The organism is Runella defluvii (assembly GCF_014195535.1).
GTDB classification, from domain to species: domain Bacteria; phylum Bacteroidota; class Bacteroidia; order Cytophagales; family Spirosomataceae; genus Runella; species Runella defluvii.
In genome coordinates this window covers 385,079-403,609 of the sequence record NZ_JACIBY010000006.1, presented here as the reverse complement: position 1 = coordinate 403,609, position 18,531 = coordinate 385,079, and the positions used below count along the sequence as shown (strand labels likewise).

12 protein-coding genes are annotated in these 18,531 nt (G+C 44.3%); 7 read left to right on the top strand and 5 right to left on the bottom strand.

The features are described 5' to 3' along the window. Positions 1–3 precede the first annotated feature (3 nt). Entirely contained in the window at positions 4–444 is a 441-nt protein-coding gene (locus tag FHS57_RS16650; protein ID WP_183975575.1) for a hypothetical protein, read from the top strand. Here FHS57_RS16650 and rdgB read toward each other — a convergent pair. From rdgB to FHS57_RS16630, 4 genes are all read right to left on the bottom strand, one after another. Beyond that, on the bottom strand, positions 423–1,010 hold the full coding sequence (rdgB, locus tag FHS57_RS16645; protein ID WP_183975573.1) for an RdgB/HAM1 family non-canonical purine NTP pyrophosphatase: 588 nt from the start codon (positions 1,008–1,010) through the stop codon (positions 423–425). The two genes, FHS57_RS16650 and rdgB, sit on opposite strands and share 22 nt — an antisense overlap. Positions 1,011–1,076: 66 nt before the next feature. Next, a complete protein-coding gene (locus FHS57_RS16640; RefSeq protein WP_183975571.1) occupies positions 1,077–2,012 on the bottom strand; it encodes an FKBP-type peptidyl-prolyl cis-trans isomerase in 936 nt (311 codons plus the stop codon). A 58-nt stretch (positions 2,013–2,070) separates the two neighbouring features. Then, positions 2,071–2,982, bottom strand: coding sequence for an FKBP-type peptidyl-prolyl cis-trans isomerase (locus FHS57_RS16635; protein WP_122933674.1), 912 nt, complete (start codon positions 2,980–2,982; stop codon positions 2,071–2,073). Positions 2,983–3,037: 55 nt separating this feature from the next. Continuing rightward, the gene (locus FHS57_RS16630) at positions 3,038–4,066 is read right to left on the bottom strand and encodes a DHH family phosphoesterase (RefSeq protein ID WP_183975569.1); all 1,029 of its coding nucleotides are present in this window, start codon (positions 4,064–4,066) and stop codon (positions 3,038–3,040) included. Between the two features lie 121 nt (positions 4,067–4,187). Here FHS57_RS16630 and FHS57_RS16625 point away from each other — a divergent pair, with 121 nt between their 5' ends. Continuing rightward, positions 4,188–4,607, top strand: coding sequence for a nucleoside-diphosphate kinase (locus FHS57_RS16625; RefSeq protein ID WP_028525028.1), 420 nt, complete (start codon positions 4,188–4,190; stop codon positions 4,605–4,607). A 197-nt stretch (positions 4,608–4,804) separates the two neighbouring features. Next, positions 4,805–5,485 (top strand): response regulator transcription factor, encoded by a 681-nt coding sequence (locus FHS57_RS16620; protein WP_037301114.1) that lies wholly within the window; start codon positions 4,805–4,807, stop codon positions 5,483–5,485. On the opposite strand, the gene FHS57_RS16615 is transcribed toward FHS57_RS16620, so the two are convergent. Continuing rightward, a complete protein-coding gene (locus tag FHS57_RS16615; protein ID WP_183975567.1) occupies positions 5,480–6,214 on the bottom strand; it encodes a LytTR family DNA-binding domain-containing protein in 735 nt (244 codons plus the stop codon). The two genes, FHS57_RS16620 and FHS57_RS16615, sit on opposite strands and share 6 nt — an antisense overlap. Before the next feature lie 604 nt (positions 6,215–6,818). On the opposite strand from FHS57_RS16615, the gene FHS57_RS16610 reads away from it, so the two are divergent. The 4 genes from FHS57_RS16610 to FHS57_RS16595 all read left to right on the top strand — a co-directional run bounded on the left by FHS57_RS16610 (position 6,819) and on the right by FHS57_RS16595 (position 18,346). Continuing rightward, entirely contained in the window at positions 6,819–6,998 is a 180-nt protein-coding gene (locus tag FHS57_RS16610; protein ID WP_028525031.1) for a hypothetical protein, read from the top strand. A 15-nt stretch (positions 6,999–7,013) separates the two neighbouring features. Continuing rightward, positions 7,014–8,123: an LpxL/LpxP family acyltransferase gene (locus tag FHS57_RS16605; protein ID WP_183975565.1), complete on the top strand. Its 1,110-nt coding sequence runs from the start codon at positions 7,014–7,016 to the stop codon at positions 8,121–8,123. 943 nt (positions 8,124–9,066) lie between these two features. Continuing rightward, positions 9,067–15,240 carry an SdrD B-like domain-containing protein gene (locus FHS57_RS16600; protein WP_183975563.1) on the top strand — a complete coding sequence of 2,058 codons (6,174 nt, stop codon included), beginning with the start codon at positions 9,067–9,069 and terminating at the stop codon, positions 15,238–15,240. A 328-nt stretch (positions 15,241–15,568) separates the two neighbouring features. Further along, entirely contained in the window at positions 15,569–18,346 is a 2,778-nt protein-coding gene (locus tag FHS57_RS16595) for an Ig-like domain-containing protein (protein WP_183975561.1), read from the top strand. Positions 18,347–18,531: the final 185 nt, after the last annotated feature.

Genomic DNA, 18,531 nt, shown 5'->3' with positions numbered 1-18,531 from the left:
AATATGAAGACGTTAGCGATAGTTAGTTGTTGTTTGCTGCTGTTGGCAGGATGTACGCCCCAAAAAGTAGTTCCGATTACGGATTTGATTGGTAAAAAATGGAAAGCCAAATTGGTAAAAGAAGGCACTCAAGTGGTGTTTAGCTTAGGAGGAGCGGCCAACGTGAAGCCAAGTTATGCCAATTTTCGGCTGGATTTGAGCGATCCCAAACAAGTCACGTTCAAAGACATTGACGGCCGAACGTTGGTAGGAACGTGGACGGTTTCGACCGATAACCAACGCCTCATTTTAGAAAACCTCGTGCCCAAACCCACGGGTACGATTGGGACGGTGGAGTTTTTTATTACCGAAACCCCCACCGCCGATTTGCTAAAATTGGAACGCACTGCCGAAAGTCGCAAAACGGGAAATAGCATTAATAGTTATGAGTTGATTCCTGAGTAACTCTGCAAAAACGCTACCAGCTTAGCAAACGCTCGTGAACGGTGGCTGATTTTTCCCTTTTCGTCCAGCGTCATTTCGGCAAACGTGCGGTTGCCGCCTTCTGGCACAAAAATAGGGTCGTAGCCAAAGCCGTCGGTGCCGCGCGGACTGTCGATGATGGAGCCTTCTACAATTCCCTCAAACGAATGGCTTTTTCCTGCTAACGTAAGCGTAATAACGGTTTTGAAACGTGCCTTGCGGTTAGACTCGTTGGCCAATTCACTCAAAACGCGCTCAATGTTGCGGGCGTGGTTGCGCTCGCCGCTGTAATAGGCCGAATGAACGCCAGGCGCGCCGTTGAGCGCTTCTATTTCAAGGCCAGAGTCATCGGCAAAGCAATTGACGCTGTAGTGTTCCCACACGTATTCGGCTTTTTGGGCAGAATTGCCTTCAATGGTATCGGTGGTTTCGGGAAGTTCTTCGTTGCACCCGATTTCTTGGAGGGTTTTTAATTCAAAATTATCGCCCAAAATAGCTTTAATTTCGGTGAGTTTGTGGGCGTTGTTGGTAGCAAAACAAAGTTGCATGATATTAAAAAGGTAAAAGAACAAAAAGCGGCCGTTCAGCCGCTTTTTGTGGTATAAAAAATAAAATTATTTGCGTTTCGCTTCGACCTCAAAGAGCAGCGGAGAGTAAGCTGGGATTTTTCCACCACTACCAGTAGCGCCGTACCCGAGGGTAGAAGGGAAGATGATGATGGCTTTTTCGCCGTAACGCATCTTAGCAATACCGTCGTTAAATCCTTTTACCACACCTCCTGATGCGGTACCTTTAGGGTCAACCACGTTTACGTCGATTGTACCACTGTCAAACTGTACTCCGTTGCGGATGAGTTTTCCAGTATAGACAACACTTAACGTCGTTCCAATTTCGATTTGGGCAGAATCAGGACGAGCCAAAGTCTTTACAAACCGAAGTCCGTTTTCGCTGTTTCTTTCTAACCCCAAAATCTTATTAGCAGCTACGTAGTCGTTAATTTGTTCTTCCTGCGTACGTACTTTTAGGATATTTATATCGTAGCGAATGGGAATATACAATGGGGCTAACAACGAAACATCGCCAGAACCACGCAACGACCACGGAACAAAAAGCGTTACTTTATCGGTCTCTCTTATTTTTTCATAAGGAGCGTTCATGAGTATCTCAAACGACGGCACAGGATTGAAACGGTAAGCCATTGCATAACCAGAAGTGGTGATGTCAGTGGTATTAAACGAACGAATAAACACGTCTCCGTATCCTACTTGGCTACTGTCAATAATGGTTCCATCAAGCCGTCGAGCGATGTAGCTAAACGTTACTTCGTCTCCTATTTGAGGTTTCTGGAGGCTTGTGTCGGCGTTGCTAACGACATAAAACAAGCCTGAATTGAGGCTATCAGCCACGAGTTTGTTCGCGCTCAGATAGTTCTTGATTTCGGTCTTATTTTCGAGCGTTTTACGATCTTGGTACACATCTTCCGTCTGCTTGCAAGCAAACATAGTTGCTACAATACTTGCCGCTGTACCTAAAATTAACTTTCCCCTCATTCTTGTTCGATTGAGTGTGTTTGATTGAATTTGTTTGCGATTTGCAATGGTTGGCTGCTTACTGTTGCCCACCTACTGCGCCAGGCCCTGCGGGAGCTGCTGGTGCTTTTTTCACGTCCACCAATTCAACGTCAAATACCAACACAGAGTTTGGTGGAATCACGCCTGGAGAACCTGCCGTTCCATAAGCTAACGACGATGGAATGATAAACGTACATTTTCCACCTTTTTTCATGGTCATAATTCCTTCTTCCCAGCCTGGAATCACCATTCCTTGGCCGATAGGGAAGTCGATGGGCTTACCACCACTTTGTGGGTTTTTCACTGAGCTATCAAAAACCTTTCCGTCGAGGAGTTTGCCAGTGTAGTGTACGGTTACTACGTTTCCAGCAACGGGCTTCACGCCTGTTCCTTCCTGAGTTACTACATAGTTCAAGCCCGACGCCGTTTCGGTTGCGTTAAGTTTGTTTTTAGCTACGTAGTCGTCGATGATTTTAGCATCTGTTTTTACTTGTTTTTCGCGCGCCGAGGCTTGTGATTTTTGGAATTCTTGCTCATTCTGAACATCCACAAGTTTTACCGTAAACTGAATGTCCGAACCTTTAGGAATACCTGGAGGAAGCGGTTGCATCATGCGTGTAAAGAGTGAATCGGCGCTTACGAAAAACGACGCACTGTCTTGTTTTGAAATCATGGCAAGACCTTCTTCAAAGCTACCTTTGAAAGGAGGTACTTGAAGCATCATTTGCATTGGTTGGCCTTCCTTATAGGTATCACGCAAGACAGAGTCTTTGCTGTTTTTTAATACCAAATGAAATGTAAGAATATCGCCAACTTTTGGTTTGCGGCTATCAGAATGTTCATCGTGAATTTGATATTTAAGACCGGTTTCGCTGACACTAACACGGTTGTTGCAAGCAGCCATGAGGGCAGCTACCGAGAAAAAAGCAATGGTTGATTTAAATTTCATGAAATGAGTGCAAAGCACAGTTTAATTGTATTTGAATTGGGATGCGATTACAAGATTATTTTTTAACGCTTAAAAGCTCGTTTTGGTATTCGGGCAATACTGATAATAAAAGTTCAGTGGTTGCTTTTAATGAGGTATTGGTCCGCCCACCAGAGGCGTTTTTATGACCTCCTCCCGAAAAGTACTGATGGGCTAAGTCGCGCACCGAAAAATCAGACACTGAACGGAATGATAGCTTGATTTCGTCGCGGCGTTCGATGATGAGTACCGACATAACGATGTTTTCGAGCGAAAGTCCATAATTAACAATGCCTTCAGTGTCGCCCATCTCCGATTGAAAGCGTTTTAACTCTTCGAGCGATAAGGTCATATATACCGTACGGTATTCAGGCAAAACGGTAAGTTTTTCTGACAAAACATATCCTAAAAGCCGCGTGCGACTCAGGGTGTTGTTGTCAAAAATAGCCCGATGGACGTCGTTTACTTGCAAACCCGTTTTCATGAGTTCAGCCACGGCAAGGTGTACTTCGGGCGTGGTACTTCCGTGTCGGAATGAACCCGTGTCGGTCATAATTCCCGCGTACAAGCACTGAGCCATGGGCAAGTCCACCAGCGAGGCATCCCCTAATTGCTGAATGAGTTCAAATACATACTGTGCCGTTGCGGCTTTGGTTGTATCCGAAAACACAAAATCGGCAAATGACTCGGGCTCTAAATGGTGGTCAATGAGCACTTTGGTGGCCGTTGACGCCAGTGCAAGTTCGCCCAAGCCTTTGATACGATGCAGGGCATTAAAGTCTAAGCAGCAAATCACCTCGGCATCTTGTATCACCTGCTTGGAGTGTGCTTGAGACTGAACGTTTTGGTCGTACGTAATGACTTCAGCAAAGTCGGGCATCCAGCGCAAATTGGCCGAACATTCGTTGGGAATGATGACCGTTGCACTGTGTCCTTTTTTTTGAAGGTATAATTTCCATCCCAAAGAAGAACCTATCGCGTCAGCGTCAGGATTTTGGTGGGTCAAGATGACAACACGTTTTTGGGGCGAATTGATGAGTTCGTAAAATGCGTTCCACTGTTGCATAGCTTGCAAAATTAGCAATTTTCTTAAAAAAGACCTGCTAGGTTTTCAAAACCTGTGTAGTCTGCGTAGTTTTGCCCCACTTTTTTATCGAAAATTGTTCATTTTAAATCACAACATACTAATGGCAACCAACAGAACATTCACCATGGTGAAACCCGACGCTGTAGAAGCAGGGAATGCAGGCGCAATTTTGAAGATGATTGAAGAAGCGGGATTCCGTATTGTGGCGTTGAAAAAAACATTGTTGACCCAAGAGCGCGCAGGACAATTTTATGCTGTACACGCCGAACGTCCGTTTTATGCCAGCCTGTGTGCTTACATGTCATCGGGCCCGATTTATGCGGCGATTTTAGAAAAAGAAAATGCCGTGGCAGATTTTCGCACGTTGATTGGTGCGACCAATCCAGCCCAAGCGGCCGAAGGAACCATCCGTAAATTGTTTGCTACGTCGCTAGAAGCAAACGCCGTTCACGGTTCTGACTCAGACGAAAATGCAGCGATTGAAGGAGGCTTCTTTTTCTCCTTGACGGAGCAATTTTAGTAAAAAAATAGCCCAAAAAAAGTTTAGGCTTCGAGGTATATCGAAGCCTTTTTTTTTGCCATTTTTCGTGAAACATCAATTTCGTGTAGATTTCACGGGCAAAAAAGTAGGTTTCACGGAAATGTCTTGCGTATGGGGGGGAGCAAAGCGTATCTTCAATACAGTTATAAACTGTAAAATCACCCATAAGTAGAGAAATGAAAAATCCCGAAATGAGATTGCGGAAGATGGATTCGTCCGTATTGATTGCCAAAGAAGAACCGTTTTCATGCGAAGTATTGAGCAAACTTTTAGAGAGCGAAGGCTTCGATGTTGTAGGACGAGCTAACGAGTTGGATGAGCTTATTCAGAAGATTCACACCAAGAAACCAAAGTGCGTGATTGTTGAAGCCAACTTAATTGGAAAAGAGACAAGTCACTTGCTAAAGCAAATTGCGGAGGCATCGAGCCGACCTAAGATGGTTTTGTTTTTTAATGCCTCTAATTCCAGGGAACTCTCGAAAGCACTGGACGCCAATTTTAACGGCTACCTGTACTCGGAAGATAAATTGGAGGAGTTGTACAAATGTTTGTTGTATATCCAGACGCAAACAAAATACTACAGCGATGGCTTCAAGGACCTCATGAAGAAGATGGGAGTCAATGAGGTGGATAGTGAAACGCACCGAAAGTTGAAGTCACTCACAAAGCGAGAACGGCAGATTCTGTACCTAGTAACTGAGGGGCTGACGGGCTACGAAATAGCCGACTCGTTGTCGATTAGTTATCGAACACTGGCGAATCACAAACAAAATTTAATTCAAAAGCTAGGCATTGAGAGCAATCGACATTTACTCAAATTTGGGCTACAGATAAAATCGTACCTCAATACGCTATAGTTGTTTGCTAGGAAGGCTACGGTTTTCACTAAGCGATTTTTTGAAGGCATCCAGCCGAGTACGGGGCATCACGAGCTCTCGTGCTTGGTTGGTACCTTTGACATACACAAGGTATTTCCCTTTTTCCCAGTACGTATAGCTATTAAGGTGGTTCATGTTGATGATGCAACTTCGGTGAATTCGGAAAAAGTGAATTGGATCAAGCTCTAGTTCTAACACAGATAGGGGTTTGGAGACTTGGAAGCGACCTTTGGGGTGTTCCACAAAGTACTTCTCTTCTACTGTTTCAAAAAAGTAGCAATCGTCAATTCTCAAAAATGCCTCACCCGTCGTTGCTTTGCCGTCAATAAACTTGATGTATTTGTCGGCAGATGCAGGGCTATTGACGGTTATGGGGGTATTGATTGAAAATGTAGTAAATGATTCTGATTCAGCAGCAGGGACGGCTTCGGCAAAACTTTTTGGTGGAGCAGGAGGCGCTATTGTCTCTTTAATAACAGTGGCTGCTGGCGAAGAATGCCGACGAAGCGCAATGGCTTGTTTTTGAGAATGTGTTGGAGTGAGTGCATTGATTTGTAAAAAATCGCGCACAAGCGACACATTCAATAAAATATAGCCGAGAATGATAATAAATGGTAGGTACAAAAGATAGGTTTCGATGGTGAAACCATGCAAAATGTATAAATCGAGGTAGCGATTAAACGAATAGTGGGGGAATTCGCGGAGCAAAAAGCGAACATGTAGCGTAACAGGGAAAAAAAGGAAAAATGCTACAAAAAACAGCGGTAGGAATTTTAGTTCGTACCAAAGAATAGATAAGGTATTAAAGTTGATTTTACGGATTCCCCAAAAACGGTGGTATATGTCAATTAGGAAGGACAGTATATATAGGGTACAGAACTCTGGTACTAAAATGCCGATTAAGATATTTTTTGCATAACTAAAAAATGTCTGATACGAGACATAGATATCCAAGCGAGTTTTGGGGGATACAGCCCACCCGAGAATCTCGCAAAAGATTACTATAACCAACAAAAAAATAACCCCAGTCTTTGGGTTTTTATAGAAAGACCGATTAAGCGTCATCGACTTCATGGCTTCTCTTTAAGTATCAACTGCCTCAGGCAGTGTAGGGTATTGTGACTCGCAAAGATACAAAATAGTCAATAGTTACTATAACATTTCATAAATATAGGCATTACTGCGGATTTCCCAGCATGCTTCACTCCTCTACCTTTGTATCATCCAAAGCGGAAAACAACAGTGGGTTAAAAATAACAAATAATGCACTGGTTATCAATAATTTAAAATCACAAATTTAACAACTACAACAATGAAAAAGTCATTCGAAATCAAAGCAAAAAAAGAATTGAACTCTTTTATCCGGGCTGGCAAATTTTATGCCAAAAATGAAACTGCAAAGGTACTCAACCTTGGTGAGTCAGATCCGTTTGCGTCTTGCTACAAAATTGTGGTAAACAACGACGTTGAAAATAAGCTAGTTCTTCAATAAATCTCTCTGTCAGCAATGAGCTTTTCAGGTTTTATAAACTATCAGCGTGCGCTTCTCGACTGTGAAAGTGCATTCAACAAAGTGAATTTACACGATGAAGAAGGGTATATGGTAAGGTTTGCGATATTTTCAGCGAACCTTACCAACTTCCTGCCTGAAATCCCTGTTTCGGAACATGCTGAGATGTTTAGAAAACTACTGACGAGCTTGGCATTTGAGACATTTGATCGTAATGTATTGCACATCAGTGAGGTATGCTCTCTCAATGGCGACCTGAAGGCGTTAGAAACCCCAGGTGCTCCGAGTATATTTTGTACATTTCATTTAGGTTCGTACCGAATCATTGCCAATTTGTTGATTAAAAATGGGCATCATTTTACAACCATTGTAAAAAAAGATGTCTATAAACAGCAGATTGATTCGATGATGGACTATACCGATAGGATGAAACAAACGTACAAAACGGATAGTGAAGTCCATGTGGTGAGTGCAGAAGACCCTAATATTGTACTAAAACTGCTTAGAGAGTTAAAAGCAGGAAGGTCCTTACTGGTATATTTGGATGGAAACGTAGGTGCAAGCGATGAAAAACTTGAGAAAATCACGTTTTTAAGCCAAACAATCACTGCCCGAAAAGGAATGGCCTACCTTAGTTATGTAGCTGGGGTGCCGCTTGTGCCAGTGATTTCGTATCGAAAATCCGATATGAGTAATGTCCTTTACATGGGCGAAGGGATATTCCCTAATAAGTCTGTACCCAAAGAGGCATATTCACAGCGAGTTTTACAACAACTTTTTGATTTTTTTGCCAAATACGTTGCCAATTTTCCCGAACAATGGGAGGGTTGGAATTATATACACCATTCTTTACAAACAGATGAAACGTCGTTATCGCCACCACCCCCTTCGGCTTATCGAAGGTTGAGTTATCAATTCAACGAGCATCGCTACAGTATTTTTGACCTGAAAGAGTCGCCCGTTTTGTTTGATAAACGCTATTATTCTACGTACGAAATATCGGATAGTTTGCGAGATTACCTGCTTGAATCTCCTTTTAGTAACCCTAAAAGAGTATTGGGAAAACCAATTTTTCAAGAGTTAGTTCGCCAAGAAATTATAATTTGAGTGTAGAAAGTCTCCAAATTTGGAGGCTTTTTGTTTTTTACCCCCATCCCAAACCGCCGTTTTTGGTCATTTTTTGAAAATGCTTCACGGGCAAAAATGTAGATTTCACGGGCTAAAATGTAGGTTTCACGGTTTTGGACTTGAAACGGCGTCATCTGTGTTTGTTTTCGTAGTAATTTCGTCACAGAGAATTTAAGCTCAAAAGCAATAAATCGTTTAGCTGTACAGAGACAGCTTGCTCAACGTTATGTAAGGTAATAGGACAACGTTATGAGGTGTCTCCAATTAACGATGACATAATTTTTCAAAGTAGGGTAAAGTGTGCAGCATTGGCCTCATCTCTTTGGGATGGGGCCATGTTTTTTTAGGGCATTTGCTATTGATCTTTACAGTGCTTTCAATGAGATTTGGTTTTATGATACGGCCATTTCATTTGAAAAATAAAATCTTATACCAGATTATTTATGGATTTGAAATAAGAATTTTGGCATAGTATTTGACAGGTGAAGGTATATCCCTTGCAGTGGTCGGTGGCAAAGTATTGTATATCATACTAAAGCATATTGGTCTTGTAAGCGGAGGTTTAAAATTAGACAGGATTACCAACACAACTGTTTTAAATGTTTATGTGTCCAAACAATTACCAACATCTCTCAGCCTTAGTCAAGGATAAGGGCTTGAACCCACCAAAGGGGATAAGGAGGTTACTCAAATGGGGGCTGTTCTGCATATGTTTGTTGCTGAATCAGCAAGTAATGTCCCAAGTAAGTGGAACTGTGTTCCGTGATTTTAACATCAATGGTACACAACAAACCCCATTGAGCCAGGTCTTGAGGGGGTTACCGTCAAAGCCTTTAATGCTTCTAATGCGCAAGTAGGCGCTACTGCCACTACGAACGCTTCTGGGGCATATACCATTGCGGGCATTACGGGAAATGTACGCTTGGAGTTTACGCTTCCCAACACGTTTTATGCCTCCAATGGTAAAACGGGAAACACCACAGTACGTTTCGCAACTGCTCCTGCGACGGGAATCAACTTGGCAGCAAACAATCCAAGCGACTATTGCCCTGGTACACCTGATGTGATTGTTACCTGTTTTGTGAACGGAAACCCACTAGGAGGTGGTACGGCAGGAACGGGTAAAGCCTTGGTGAAGTTTCCTTACAACATAGCGAATGCCTCAACGACTGGTCCTACGGGATTGGCAAATGCCGTTGACGTAGGGTCTGTGTGGGGAGCAGCGTACCAAAGAGAAACAGATAAAGTCTTTACTGCGGCTTTTTTGAAACGCCATACTGGCTTACTTGCTGCAGGCTTAGGGGGGATTTTTACTACCCAATTAGGTGCAACGCCTTCTACGGCCTTGTTGGTCGATTTGGAAACTTTCAGTGGTGCCCCGCATAACATTGATCTTGGTCAGTCGGTGATTGGAACGCGTACCTTGCCTGCGGCAGCCGATGGAAGTAGTGAGGATGCTTCGGCTTTTGGAGCCGTTGGTAAAGTCGGTTTGGGGGGAATGACCATATCGGAGGATGGACGTACGCTCTATGTCATTAATTTATACCAGAAAAAACTTATTTCTATCAATATCGGTGTACCTGCCAAAACAACAATCACATCGGCGGATATAAAAACCTATGATATTCCTAATCCTGGCTGTACCAATGGGGCTTCTCGCCCTTTTGCAGTGCGTTATTATCAAGGGAAAGTATATGTAGGTACCATCTGTAGTGCAGAAAGTGCTGGAGGAACTCAAAATAATCTTAATGCGTACGTATATACGTTTGACCCTGTGGCAACAACTTTTAATACGACTGCTGTAGCCAACTTTTCGTTAAACTATCCCAAAGGAAAAGTTCACACTTTGGAAACTCCTGCTAAGTGGCTTCCGTGGAGTGATAATTTTGCCGATATGTATTTTGGTACTGCAAATAATCCTCCGGCTCCAAGGACAATGCGTCCACAGCCTATTTTATCGGATATTGACTTTGTGGAAAATGGGGATATGGTATTGGGCTTTATTGACCGTGCTGGGCATCAGTTAGGATACCGAAACCGAGGTGTAGGCTCACCTTACAATGCAAATACCTACAGTGGTTACATTGGTGGGGACATCCTTCGTTTAGCGAAAGGGTCGGGCACTTGGACGCTGGAGTCAGGTGGTAATGTAAGTGGGTTAACAGGCGCGGCCAACAGCCAAGGCCCAGGAGGGGGTGAGTTTTATTCAGATGATCAATTTACTGGGATATTAGTAGCAGGTAATCCTCCAGAAGAAATCCACCAAGAAACTTACGTAGGAAGTAGCTTTACAGTTCCTGGGAGTGGTGAAGTGTTAGCAACGGTTATGGATCCATTGAATACTTGGTCGGGAGGGACTTCTTGGTTTAGTAACACCACGGGTAAAGCATCTAAACGCTACCAAATTTTTAGTACAACAGGTGATGGAGGGGTCACTTTTGGTAAAGCGGCTGGTTTGGGGGCGTTGGAACTTAGTTGTGCTCCTTCCCCCATCGAAATTGGTAACCGAATTTGGCTTGATACCAATAAAAATGGTATCCAAGACCCAGGTGAAAATGGAGTGTCAGGGGTTGTGGTAACTCTTTGTGATTCAACTGGAGCAACCATTACGACTGTTACGACGGATAATAACGGTAACTATTACTTCTCTTCGCTAGCGGGAACAAACGTGACAGGCATCAAATATGGCGTAGCCTTAAAACCGTTTACGAAGTATAGATTGAAAATACCATCAGCTAGCGGTAGTAACGTATTAACAAGTACAGATGCGCTGGGCAATGATTTGGCAGATAATGATTTTGCCCTTAACGGAGCCAATGGCGAATTGACTTTGATTACGGGGGGCTCTGGTGCCAACATCCACACCTACGATGGGGGGTATCAGCCTGCCGTAGGTTCAATAGGAGACTATATTTGGAAAGATGTCAATGATAACGGCAAGCAGGACAGTGGTGAAGTTGGAGTAGCAGGCGTTATTCTTCAATTATTACAAGGTGCAACGGTATTGGCTACAGATACCACGGATGCCAACGGTTTGTACGGGTTCCCTAACTTGAGTGCTGGAACCTATCAAGTCAAAATTTTAGTGACTTCTCTACCAGCAGGCTGTGTTATTTCTTCAAAATCCAACGCTGCAGGAGTAGCTGATAGCCTTGATTCTGATTTTGACCCAACAACTGCCTTGAGCCAAACGGTAACAATCACGCCTACGGGAACGGGTATTGCCAAAGATAACCCAACAATCGACGGGGCGCTTTATTCACCGCTAGGTTCTATCGGTAACTTTGTCTGGAAAGATACCAATAATAATGGTAAACAAGACAGCGGAGAAGCAGGACAAGCGGGTATAATCGTACAACTTTTGCAAGGTTCAAGTGTGGTTGATGAAGATACGACCGATGTGAATGGTTTCTACAGTTTCAACAACCTGACCTCGGATACGTATCAAGTTAAGTTGCTTTTGACGTCACTGCCAGCGGGTTGTGTTATTTCTTCTAAACCCAATGCCGCAGGGGTTGCTGATACACTAGATTCTGATTTTAATGCGGCAGGTTTGAGTCATTTGATTACAATTGATACTTCAAAACCAGCGGCCGATACGTTGCGTAACAATCCGCACATCGACGCAGCATTGTATTCACCCAAAGGTTCGATTGGAGATTATGTTTGGAAAGACCTCAATAATAATGGTATCCAAGACGATGGTGCAACGGGTGTAAAAGACGTGATTGTGGAGCTATACAAAGGAAGTACGACGGGTAGTCCCATTGCGAAAGATACGACCGATGCCAGTGGGGCCTATGGTTTTACCAACTTAGATGCGGGCGATTATTACGTCAAAGTCGTTGTTACAAGCCTGCCAGTAGGTTGTGTCATTAGTACTAAACAAGATTTGGGCGGCGACGATACCAAAGATTCGGATGTGAGTCCAGTCACTGGTTTTAGTGCAAAAATCACGTTAGACCCAACCTTGACGGGGCTTTCAAAAGATAACCCAACGATAGATGCGGCTTTGTACTCGCCAAAAGGTTCAATTGGTGATTACGTATGGAAAGACCAAAATAACAACGGTGTTCAAGATTCGGGTGAGCCAGCAGTAGCGGGCGTGATTGTTCAATTGTTGAATTCAACAACGAGCGCCGTATTGGCAACCGACACAACGAATGTCAATGGTTTGTACTTATTCTCAGACCTGTCGAGCGGCACTTACCAAGTAAAAATTGTGACAACGAGTTTGCCAGCAGGTTGTGTCATCAGCAGCCAACAAAATTTGGGTGGCGACGATACCAAAGACTCTGACTTTAACCCAACCACGGGTTTAAGCCAAGTAGTAACCATCAATGCGTTGGGCACAGGCATTGCCAAAGACAACCCAACAGTTGACGCAGGTTTGTACTCGCCGAAAGGTTCGATTGGTGATTATGTTTGGAAAGACCAAAACAATAATGGCGTTCAAGATGCAAGCGAATCAGGAGTGGCGGGTGTGATTGTTCAATTATTGAACTCGACAACCAGCGCGGTATTGGCAACCGACACAACGGATGCCAATGGTTTGTACTTGTTCTCGAACTTGTCGAGTGGCAGCTACCAAGTAAAAATCGTGACAACGAGCTTACCCGCAGACTGTGCACTTAGCAGCCAACAAGACTTGGGCGGTGATGATGAGAAAGATAGTGACTTTAACTCAACCACAGGTTTAAGTCAAGTAGTAACCATCGATGCTTTGGGTACAGGCACAGCTAAAGATAACTTAACGGTAGATGCGGCTTTGTATTCACTCAGAGGCTCAATAGGAGACTTTGTTTGGAAAGACCAAAACGATAATGGTATCCAAGACCCGAACGAATCACCCGTGGCAGATGTAATCGTGCAGTTGTTGCAAGGAGGAACTGTTATAGCGACGGATACGACAAACTTTAACGGTTTGTATTTGTTCCCTAACTTACCAAACGGTACATACCAAGTAAAAATCGTAACAACAAGTTTGCCAGATAGCTGTGTAATTAGCAGCAAGCAAGATTTGGGCGGCGACGATACGAAAGACTCTGACTTTAATCCAACCACAGGCTTGAGTCCATTGATAACCATCAATGTTTCGGGGACAGGTATCGCCAAAGACAATCCAACGATAGATGCGGCATTGTCAACACCGAAAGGTTCGATTGGTGATTATGTATGGAAAGACCAAAACAACAACGGTGTTCAGGATTCAGGAGAACCAGCGGTGGCGGGCGTAATTGTTCAGTTGTTAAATTCAACGACGAGCGCCGTATTGGCAACCGACACAACGAATGTCAATGGTTTGTACTTATTCTCAGATTTGTCAAGCGGTAGTTACCAAGTGAAGATTGTGACGACGAGCTTACCAGCGGGTTGTGTGATTAGTAGCCAACAAAACTTGGGTGGCGATGATACGAAAGACTCTGACTTTAACCCAACGACAGGTTTAAGCCAAGTAGTAACCATCAATGCAACAGGTACAGGCATTGCCAAAGACAATCCAACAGTTGATGCAGGTTTGTATTCACCGAAAGGTTCGATTGGTGATTACGTTTGGAAAGATCAAAACAACAACGGTGTTCAGGATTCGGGCGAACCAGCAGTGGCGGGTGTGATTGTTCAGTTGTTAAATTCAACAACGAGCGCCGTATTGGCAACCGACACAACGAATGTTAATGGTTTGTACTTATTCTCAGACTTGTCAAGCGGTAGTTACCAAGTGAAAATCGTCACGACAAGCTTACCAGCGGGTTGTGTGATTAGTAGCCAACAAAATTTGGGTGGCGACGATACGAAAGACTCTGACTTTAACCCAACGACAGGTTTAAGCCAAGTAGTAACCATCAATGCAACAGGTACAGGCTTGGCGAAGGATAACCCAACGGTTGATGCGGCTCTAGTCGTGCCATGCGTAGAATCAAGTGTAACCCTAACTGGCCCTCCAGCTTGTTCGGCAGATGTACAAACGTACAGCATAACTTTCACAGTGACCAATAAATTGGGTATTGTGAAAGTGAACAAAGGAACGTTGAGCGGAAACAACCCTTACACGGTGACAGGTATCCCATCGGGAGCGAGTGTGATCATTACGGATAGCTTGAGCGCTATTTGTAAATCAGATACGACGATTGTTGGGCCTAACTGTAACTGTAATCCACCAGTCCCTGTATTGTTGACGCCAAGTATGGTCGCTTGTATCGGTGATACCTTCCCGACCTTAAAAGCGACGGTAGTAGGACTAGCAACGGTAGAATGGTTTAGCCAACAAACGGGCGGAACGGTGTTGTCAACGGGCTTGAGTTTCAAACCAAGTGGCACAGTGACGGGCACAACAACGTATTACGCCCAAGCGCGCAGTACCGACCAGACCTGTCCAACGGCAGTGAGTACGAGCCGCGTCCCTGCGACGATCAATGCCCAAACTTGTATTGACACGGTTGACTTAGCATTGAAGAAATCGATTAACACGAAGATAGCGCAGGTAGGTGATGTACTTACTTACACGCTGAAAGTCTGGAATGAATCGAACAAAAATGCAACGGGGGTAGAAGTAGCCGATAGCATTGCAACAACGGTACAGTTCATTGCGGGCAGTTTTGTGGCCAGCCGTGGCAGCGCTACAATCAGTGGTAATGCCATCAAATGGACGATTGGCAACATTGCTGCTAATGGTGACACTGTGACCTTGCGCTACCAAGTACGAGCAACCCAAGAAGGATTGCACTTTAACACGGCTGAAATCTCGAAAGTGGATCAAAAAGATGTGGATTCGACGCCAGGCAATGGTAATCCAGCGGAAGACGACATCGACCGTCAGTGTTTCAGCGTGCCGTTCAAAGTGTGTCCAACCAACCAAGTGGAAGCATCAGTACCTGCACTTTACACAAATGTTCAATGGTTTAAAGACGGAGGAACAACGCCAGTAGCAACGGGCAATGTGGTTCTGTTTAGTGAAGTGGGTATATACACGTTCACCGCAACGAACCAGACCTGTCCAGCAGGAGGATGTTGCCCAATCATCATTGAGCCAGGAGTGAACTGCTGCCCAGAGGATTTGTGCGTGCCATTCACGATTCAGAAGAGAAAGAAAAAGTAAAATAAGGTTGTAGCCAACCACGCCTCCCTTTTTCATTGGAAGAAGGGGGGCTTTTTATTGGTATTTATTTTGAAGAATTAAAATTTAACCAAAAATTAGTAACATACTTAAATTTGGTACATTTATTGCTGGGATATTTAATAGTTGATTTTGGATAATATTTTTACGACAGTTGCTTCTTAAGGCATCCTAAACTGTGGTTTAGGGATGCCTATATCTGCATTTTAGCCATTTCGGCACTATTTTTGCACTTGTCCTTAGCATACGTTCACAAATGCGCTGACTAGCATTTGGTATATTCTTTTCCTACTCTATTATACATACATTTATGATTATCCTCCCAAAGGTGTGTTTGCGCGCTTGCGTAGGCATAGTGGTATCATTAGCAGCATTGTTAATGGATGGAAATGCGTTTGCACATTCCGCAAATAAAACAAAACGTACTTCTTCGCGGGTTTTCACCTGTGTTTCCCCCAAATTTAATTCAGTAACTGTTACATCGGCCACTTGTAAAACGGGCGGAGGGGGCAATAACGATGCTACGATTGCCTTGGTCGCAACGGGAGCCGACAAATACGGTATTTCCAAAGGCGCAACCTATACGGGTCCGACCTATGCCGCGGCCAAAAACCTTTCATCGGGAGCGGCTGATAGTCTTAATATCACCAATGCTTCGTCTTTGTGGACCATCCGCGTATTCAACGGGGACAATACTTGCTTTAAGGATACGACCGTGGTGCTGAACTGTAACCGTTGTGTAGTGCCGTGTACGAACATGACGATTTTGGTGGGGGAAATTACGAATGCGGGCGAAAAAGTGATTATTCAGCCTTTAGATCCCAACAGCGGCACCATTCCTTGTTCGATTCCCAACACGGGGGGAGATGGCATTGCCATTGATCAAGTTAATAAAATCGCTTACATCGGCAGCCCTTTTAGTAGCCCCATCAAAGTGTATAGCTTTGCTCAAGCTACCTTTTTCCCCAATGTACAACCGTCGTCGGGGACTAACTCGTTTGATATTACGCTTTCGGAAGATAAAAAGTACTTACTACGGGGTGGGACCAATGGCCGTGTGGAAAAAATTCGGATTCAGAACGGGCAAGTGGTAGTTTCGCGAGCAACGTCTTTTTTCTTGGATGGCCAAAATAAAATTTGGGGTGTGGCAGCCTACGGCGGAAAGGTGTATGTGACCACGGGCTACAACGACCTAAATACTGCAGGCAGAAGCACTGTACAGGTGATGGATAGCACCTTGTCTAACCCCGTACGCTTACGAACCCGTAATGATGGCAAAATTTATGTGGGTATTACGGTGGACAAAGACGGCACGCTTTGGACAACGGTGGACGGCTACGGAAACGGGGATGCCGTAGAGCACTTAACGGCGGAAGGCGCATTGATAAAAAGCTACCCCATTACGTCGTCCAACCAACAATCACGCCGCCGCCCGTTTGACATTGACTTTGGTCCCGATGGCAACCTTTACGTGGCTACTTTCTACGGTGATTGCGTTTCTAAACTTACCCTCGATTCGCCCGCTAATCCTGATTTTGGGAAATTTAGTACTTACCTCGGTTTTGAGTCGGGAGTACTCAGTAAAAACTTGGCGTTTGTGTGTGGCGATGTGATTTGCCCCTGTGATCAGCCAACGGTGGCCGTGAAAGCGACAGACCCGACTTGTGAAAGTGCGGGAAAACTCGAATTGACGGCTGTCACGAAAGGGAACAAATTTGGAATTAGCAAAGGCACTACCTACGCAGGGCCATCGTATGCCAATGCAACTACTTTACCCAATACCTTTCCACTAACACTTGTCTCAAATATCAATACAACGGCCGATTCTACGTGGACAGTACGGGTGTTTAACCAAGAAAGTGGTTGTTATAAAGATACCACTGTGACCATAAAAGGCGTTCGGGCCAAATCCCTCATTTCGATGCTAGGCACACCGACTTGTTCTGACGATGCCCTAACGTACAGTTTTACCTTCAGCGTGACCAACAAACTAGGGACGGTGAAAGTCAATAAAGGAACCTTAACGGGCAACAATCCCTATACCGTCACGGGGATTCCTTCGGGCGAAGACGTGGTTATTACAGACAGCTCAAGTGCGATTTGTAAATCAGATACCACCGTGACAGGGCTCAACTGTAATTGTAATCCATCTTTGCCCAAAGTGATAACGTCGAGTTTTACGATTTGTATTGGCGATTCGTTGCCAACACTTCAGGCCGCGATTGTGGGCTTGGCTACGGTCGAGTGGTTTAGTCAGTCAGTGGGAGGCGACATCTTGGCCACTGGCTTGACCTACAAACCAACGGGCATCGTGACGGGTACTACGACCTATTATGCCCAAGCTCGGAGTACAGACCCCGCCTGTCCAGTAGCCATTAGTACGAGCCGTACCCCCGCCACCATCAACGCAGACACCTGTACCATTGATTTAGCCCTAAAGAAATTTATTGACAAAAAAATAGCCCAAATTGGCGACACCTTGACTTATACGATAAAGGTATGGAACGAATCAAGCAAAGGAGCTACGGGGGTGGTGGTCACAGACTCCATGACAACGGCGGTGGCTTTTGTGTCAGGTAGTTTCGCCGCAAGTCGAGGCAGTGCGGTCATTAGTGGAAATGTGATTCAATGGACGATTGGTGAGCTTGCTGCCAATGGAGATACGGTTACTTTGACCTACAAAATCAAGGCCATTCAAGAAGGTATTCATTTTAATACCGCCGAAATTTGTACTGCAAACGAACAAGATGTGGATTCTACGCCTTGTAATAACACAGAAGGAGAAGACGACATCGACCGTGAATGTTTTACCGTGCCTTTTAAACTTTGCCCCACCGAGAAAATCGAGGCGAGCGTGCCGCCCAACTATACCAGCGTACAATGGTATAAAGATGGCGGCACAACGCCCATCGCCACTGGAAATAGTATCCTTTTGAGCGATGTCGGGGTATATACTTTTACCGCCACCAATCAGACCTGCCCAGCTGAAGGATGCTGCCCAATTATCATTGAAGAGGGGCTTAATTGTTGTCCTATCGAATTATGCCTGCCTTTTACCATAAAACAATCCAAAAAAGTAAGGAAATAAATATTCTAATGCTACAAATGTCCTGTTTGGTGTAATTGTTGGTAGGGATAATACTACCTTTTTGGGTTAATATTTTAAGGAATAGAATATAATAATTTGACTAATATATTCTACTATTTAAAGTTAATTGTCCTTTTTTGGTGAAATAAGTATTTTTGGTATGTGTTTTGTTGAGAATGGATACG

Bases quoted from the DNA above. Each gene is read 5' to 3' on its own strand.
- FHS57_RS16650 (WP_183975575.1), top strand. From the start codon at position 4: ATGAAGACGTTAGCGATAGTTAGTTGTTGTTTGCTGCTGTTGGCAGGA.
- rdgB (WP_183975573.1), bottom strand. From the start codon at position 1,010: ATGCAACTTTGTTTTGCTACCAACAACGCCCACAAACTCACCGAAATT.
- FHS57_RS16640 (WP_183975571.1), bottom strand. From the start codon at position 2,012: ATGAGGGGAAAGTTAATTTTAGGTACAGCGGCAAGTATTGTAGCAACT.
- FHS57_RS16635 (WP_122933674.1), bottom strand. From the start codon at position 2,982: ATGAAATTTAAATCAACCATTGCTTTTTTCTCGGTAGCTGCCCTCATG.
- FHS57_RS16630 (WP_183975569.1), bottom strand. From the start codon at position 4,066: ATGCAACAGTGGAACGCATTTTACGAACTCATCAATTCGCCCCAAAAA.
- FHS57_RS16625 (WP_028525028.1), top strand. From the start codon at position 4,188: ATGGCAACCAACAGAACATTCACCATGGTGAAACCCGACGCTGTAGAA.
- FHS57_RS16620 (WP_037301114.1), top strand. From the start codon at position 4,805: ATGAAAAATCCCGAAATGAGATTGCGGAAGATGGATTCGTCCGTATTG.
- FHS57_RS16610 (WP_028525031.1), top strand. From the start codon at position 6,819: ATGAAAAAGTCATTCGAAATCAAAGCAAAAAAAGAATTGAACTCTTTT.
- FHS57_RS16605 (WP_183975565.1), top strand. From the start codon at position 7,014: ATGAGCTTTTCAGGTTTTATAAACTATCAGCGTGCGCTTCTCGACTGT.
- FHS57_RS16595 (WP_183975561.1), top strand. From the start codon at position 15,569: ATGATTATCCTCCCAAAGGTGTGTTTGCGCGCTTGCGTAGGCATAGTG.